The organism is Phycicoccus ginsengisoli, from assembly GCF_054779295.1.
On record NZ_BAAGYN010000018.1, the window covers coordinates 1 to 5,510 of the forward strand.

General features: G+C 56.4%; 3 rRNA genes. All 3 read left to right on the forward strand.

The features are described from left to right. Nucleotides 1-230 precede the first annotated feature (230 nt). Nucleotides 231-1,758, forward strand: a 16S ribosomal RNA gene (locus ACYVDO_RS19630). Nucleotides 1,759-2,154: 396 nt separating this feature from the next. Continuing rightward, a 23S ribosomal RNA gene (locus ACYVDO_RS19635) occupies nucleotides 2,155-5,276 on the forward strand. Nucleotides 5,277-5,348: 72 nt separating this feature from the next. Then, nucleotides 5,349-5,465, forward strand: a 5S ribosomal RNA gene (gene rrf / locus ACYVDO_RS19640). Together the 16S, 23S and 5S rRNA genes form the textbook arrangement of a ribosomal RNA operon. Nucleotides 5,466-5,510: the final 45 nt, after the last annotated feature.

Sequence of the window (5,510 nt, forward strand, 5' to 3'; positions counted from 1 at the left end):
GGTGCGCGTCCGATCCTTGAGAACTCAACAGCGTGTCAAAAATCGATGCCAATAACCTCGTCTCGGGGTGGCTTGTGGCCAGGCTTTCATGGTTTGGTTGTGGGTTGCTTCGGGCGATTTTCCTTTGATTGACAACGATCATCTAGCAATTGCTAGTTGTTTGTGACTCGGTCAGTGAAACAACCCTTCAAGGGTACTGGTTTCGTGGTTTTCGGATCACGGGCTAAACATCAATGGAGAGTTTGATCCTGGCTCAGGACGAACGCTGGCGGCGTGCTTAACACATGCAAGTCGAACGGTGACCTCGAGAGCTTGCTCTTGGGTGATCAGTGGCGAACGGGTGAGTAACACGTGAGTAACCTGCCCCTGACTCTGGAATAACCCCGGGAAACCGGGGCTAATACCGGATATGACACAGGTCTGCATGGACACTGTGTGGAAAGTTTTTCGGTTGGGGATGGACTCGCGGCCTATCAGCTTGTTGGTGAGGTAATGGCTCACCAAGGCGACGACGGGTAGCCGGCCTGAGAGGGCGACCGGCCACACTGGGACTGAGACACGGCCCAGACTCCTACGGGAGGCAGCAGTGGGGAATATTGCACAATGGGCGAAAGCCTGATGCAGCGACGCCGCGTGAGGGATGACGGCCTTCGGGTTGTAAACCTCTTTCAGCAGGGAAGAAGCGAAAGTGACGGTACCTGCAGAAGAAGCACCGGCTAACTACGTGCCAGCAGCCGCGGTAATACGTAGGGTGCGAGCGTTGTCCGGAATTATTGGGCGTAAAGAGCTTGTAGGCGGTTTGTCGCGTCTGCCGTGAAAATTCGAGGCTCAACCTCGAACTTGCGGTGGGTACGGGCAGACTAGAGTGTGGTAGGGGAGACTGGAATTCCTGGTGTAGCGGTGAAATGCGCAGATATCAGGAGGAACACCGATGGCGAAGGCAGGTCTCTGGGCCACTACTGACGCTGAGAAGCGAAAGCATGGGGAGCGAACAGGATTAGATACCCTGGTAGTCCATGCCGTAAACGTTGGGAACTAGGTGTGGGTCTCATTCCACGAGATCCGTGCCGCAGCTAACGCATTAAGTTCCCCGCCTGGGGAGTACGGCCGCAAGGCTAAAACTCAAAGGAATTGACGGGGGCCCGCACAAGCGGCGGAGCATGCGGATTAATTCGATGCAACGCGAAGAACCTTACCAAGGCTTGACATGTGCGAGAACGCGGCAGAGATGTCGTTCTCTTTGGACACTCGCATACAGGTGGTGCATGGTTGTCGTCAGCTCGTGTCGTGAGATGTTGGGTTAAGTCCCGCAACGAGCGCAACCCTCGTTCTATGTTGCCAGCACGTGATGGTGGGGACTCATAGGAGACTGCCGGGGTCAACTCGGAGGAAGGTGGGGATGACGTCAAATCATCATGCCCCTTATGTCTTGGGCTTCACGCATGCTACAATGGCCGGTACAAAGGGCTGCGAAACCGCGAGGTGGAGCGAATCCCAAAAAACCGGTCTCAGTTCGGATTGGGGTCTGCAACTCGACCCCATGAAGTCGGAGTCGCTAGTAATCGCAGATCAGCAACGCTGCGGTGAATACGTTCCCGGGCCTTGTACACACCGCCCGTCAAGTCACGAAAGTCGGTAACACCCGAAGCCGGTGGCCCAACCCCTTGTGGGAGGGAGCTGTCGAAGGTGGGACTGGCGATTGGGACTAAGTCGTAACAAGGTAGCCGTACCGGAAGGTGCGGCTGGATCACCTCCTTTCTAAGGAGCACTGGTCGCGCAAGCGATCCAGAGCCCGGTCTGAGTGCGAGTGTCACTCAGCGGGTGCTCAAGGGTGGAACATCGATTAGTTGGCGCTGGCACTTTCCCGTGTCGTAAGTACAAGCTCGTCCTGGTTCCCTTTTCGGAGGGGGTGGGGTGGGCAGTGGAACGCGATCGGGTGGGTGGTGGTGCTTGGCACGTTGTTGGGTCCTGAAGGCTCGGGCGCAAGCTTGACCTTCGGGCCGGTCATGGACTGGCTTGGACCCCCACTTTCTGTCGAACCCCCACCAGGGTTGGCTGTCCCGTTCTGCGGGGTGGTGCTGGTGGTAGGCGCGGGCTTGTGTGGGGGGCCGCCCGTTTCTTGAGAACTACACAGTGGACGCGAGCATCTTTGTGGCTCAAGTTTTTAAGGGCACACGGTGGATGCCTTGGCACCAGGAACCGAAGAAGGACGTAGGAATCTGCGATAAGCCTCGGGGAGTCGATAACCAGACTGTGATCCGAGGATTTCCGAATGGGGAAACCCGGCTGGAGGCAAGTCCAGTCACTCTCATCTGAACACATAGGGTGAGTAGAGGGAACGTGGGGAAGTGAAACATCTCAGTACCCACAGGAAGAGAAAGCAACCGCGATTCCGTGAGTAGTGGCGAGCGAAAGCGGAAGAGGCTAAACCTTATCTGTGTGATAGCTGTCAGGCGTTGCAGGTAAGGGGTCGTGGGACTGCTTCGTTGGCTCTGACAGGCCGGCAGGGAGTCAAAAATTCGCGTTATAGTCGAAGGGCATTGAATGGCCCGGCACAGAGGGTGCGACCCCCGTAGACGAAATGGCGTGAACTCCTGAGCAGTATCCCAAGTAGCACGGGGCCCGAGAAATCCCGTGTGAATCTGGCGGGACCACCCGCTAAGCCTAAATATTCCCTGGTGACCGATAGCGGACAAGTACCGTGAGGGAAAGGTGAAAAGTACCCCGGGAGGGGAGTGAAATAGATCCTGAAACCGTGTGCCTACAATCCGTCGGAGCCTCCTTGTGGGGTGACGGCGTGCCTTTTGAAGAATGAGCCTGCGAGTTAGTGCTCCGTGGCGAGGTTAACCCGTGTGGGGAAGCCGTAGCGAAAGCGAGTCCGAACAGGGCGACATAGTCGCGGGGTCTAGACCCGAAGCGGAGTGATCTACCCATGGCCAGGTTGAAGCGACGGTAAGACGTCGTGGAGGACCGAACCCACTTAGGTTGAAAACTGAGGGGATGAGCTGTGGGTAGGGGTGAAAGGCCAATCAAACTCCGTGATAGCTGGTTCTCCCCGAAATGCATTTAGGTGCAGCGTCACGTGTTTCTTACCGGAGGTAGAGCTACTGGATAGCTGATGGGCCTCACCAGGTTACTGACGTTAGCCAAACTCCGAATGCCGGTAAGTGAGAGCGTGGCAGTGAGACTGCGGGGGATAAGCTCCGTAGTCGAGAGGGAAACAGCCCAGACCACCATCTAAGGTCCCTAAGCGTGTGCTAAGTGGGAAAGGATGTGGAGTTGCATTGACAACCAGGAGGTTGGCTTAGAAGCAGCCACCCTTTAAAGAGTGCGTAATAGCTCACTGGTCAAGTGATTCCGCGCCGACAATGTAGCGGGGCTCAAGCACACCACCGAAGCTGTGGCATTGACACATCTGCCCGGCCACCACACCTGAGGGTTGGTGGTCCAAGCGTGTTGATGGGTAGGGGAGCGTCGTGTGGCCAGGGAAGCGGCGGAGTGATCCAGCCGTGGAGGCCACACGAGTGAGAATGCAGGCATGAGTAGCGAATGACGGGCGAGAAACCCGTCCGCCGAATAACCAAGGGTTCCAGGGTCAAGCTAATCTGCCCTGGGTAAGTCGGGACCTAAGGCGAGGCCGACAGGCGTAGTCGATGGACATCCGGTTGATATTCCGGAACCGGCGAAGAACCGCCCATGACGAACCTAGTGATGCTAAACGCCCAAAGCCGGTTTCTGACACCTTCGGGTGAAGGGTTCCGGTGGAGCGCGTGACCCGAGCTGGTAGTAGTCAAGCGATGGGGAGACGCAGGAAGGTAGCCTCCGCGTGGCGATGGTTGTCCACGTCCAAGGGTGTAGGGAGTCAGATAGGCAAATCCGTCTGACACGTATCCTGAGACCTGATAGTGACCGCGTATGCGGGAAGCAGGGTGATCCTATGCTGCCGAGAAAATCCTCTAGCGAGGTTCGAGCCGCCCGTACCCCAAACCGACTCAGGTGGTTAGGTAGAGAATACCAAGGCGATCGAGTGAATCGTGGTTAAGGAATTCGGCAAAATACCCCCGTAACTTCGGGAGAAGGGGGGCCCAGATCCTGAAGGCACTTGCTGCCTAGGGAGAACGGCCGCAGAGACCAGGGAGAAGCGACTGTTTACTAAAAACACAGGTCCGTGCGAAGTCGCAAGACGATGTATACGGACTGACGCCTGCCCGGTGCTGGAAGGTTAAGAGGACGGGTTAGTACTTCGGTGCGAAGCTCAGAATTTAAGCCCCAGTAAACGGCGGTGGTAACTATAACCATCCTAAGGTAGCGAAATTCCTTGTCGGGTAAGTTCCGACCTGCACGAATGGCGTAACGACTTCTCCACTGTCTCAACCACGAACTCGGCGAAATTGCACTACGAGTAAAGATGCTCGTTACGCGCAGCAGGACGGAAAGACCCCGGGACCTTTACTACAGCTTGGTATTGGTGTTCGGTACGGCTTGTGTAGGATAGGTGGGAGACTGTGAAGCCGGCACGCCAGTGTCGGTGGAGTCAACGTTGAAATACCACTCTGGTCGTTCTGGATATCTAACCTCGGTCCGTGATCCGGATCAGGGACAGTGCCTGGTGGGTAGTTTAACTGGGGCGGTTGCCTCCTAAAAGGTAACGGAGGCGCCCAAAGGTTCCCTCAGCCTGGTTGGCAATCAGGTTTTGAGTGTAAGTGCACAAGGGAGCTTGACTGTGAGACAGGCATGTCGAGCAGGGACGAAAGTCGGGACTAGTGATCCGGCGGTGGCTTGTGGAAGCGCCGTCGCTCAACGGATAAAAGGTACCCCGGGGATAACAGGCTGATCTTGCCCAAGAGTCCATATCGACGGCATGGTTTGGCACCTCGATGTCGGCTCGTCGCATCCTGGGGCTGGAGTAGGTCCCAAGGGTTGGGCTGTTCGCCCATTAAAGCGGTACGCGAGCTGGGTTTAGAACGTCGTGAGACAGTTCGGTCCCTATCCGCTGTGCGCGTAGGAAACTTGAGAAGGGCTATCCCTAGTACGAGAGGACCGGGATGGACGAACCTCTGGTGTGTCAGTTGTTCTGCCAAGAGCACGGCTGATTAGCTACGTTCGGAAGTGATAACCGCTGAAAGCATCTAAGCGGGAAGCACGCTTCAAGATGAGGTTTCCATGCACCTAGTGTGCGAGAGGCTCCCAGCTAGACTACTGGGTTGATAGGCCAGACGTGGAAGCACAGTAATGTGTGTAGCTGACTGGTACTAATAAGCCGACAACTTGACTCAACAAAGATGTTACGCGTCCACTGTGTGGTTCCCGAGACACGGTCGGGAACCCGATTGAAATCTCCATAGAGTTTCGGCTGTCATAGCGAAGGGGAAACGCCCGGTCCCATTCCGAACCCGGAAGCTAAGCCCTTCAGCGCCGATGGTACTGCACTGGTGACGGTGTGGGAGAGTAGGACGCAGCCGAACATACTTCACGCATAAGGGCCACCCCACCGGGTGGCCCTTTTGCAT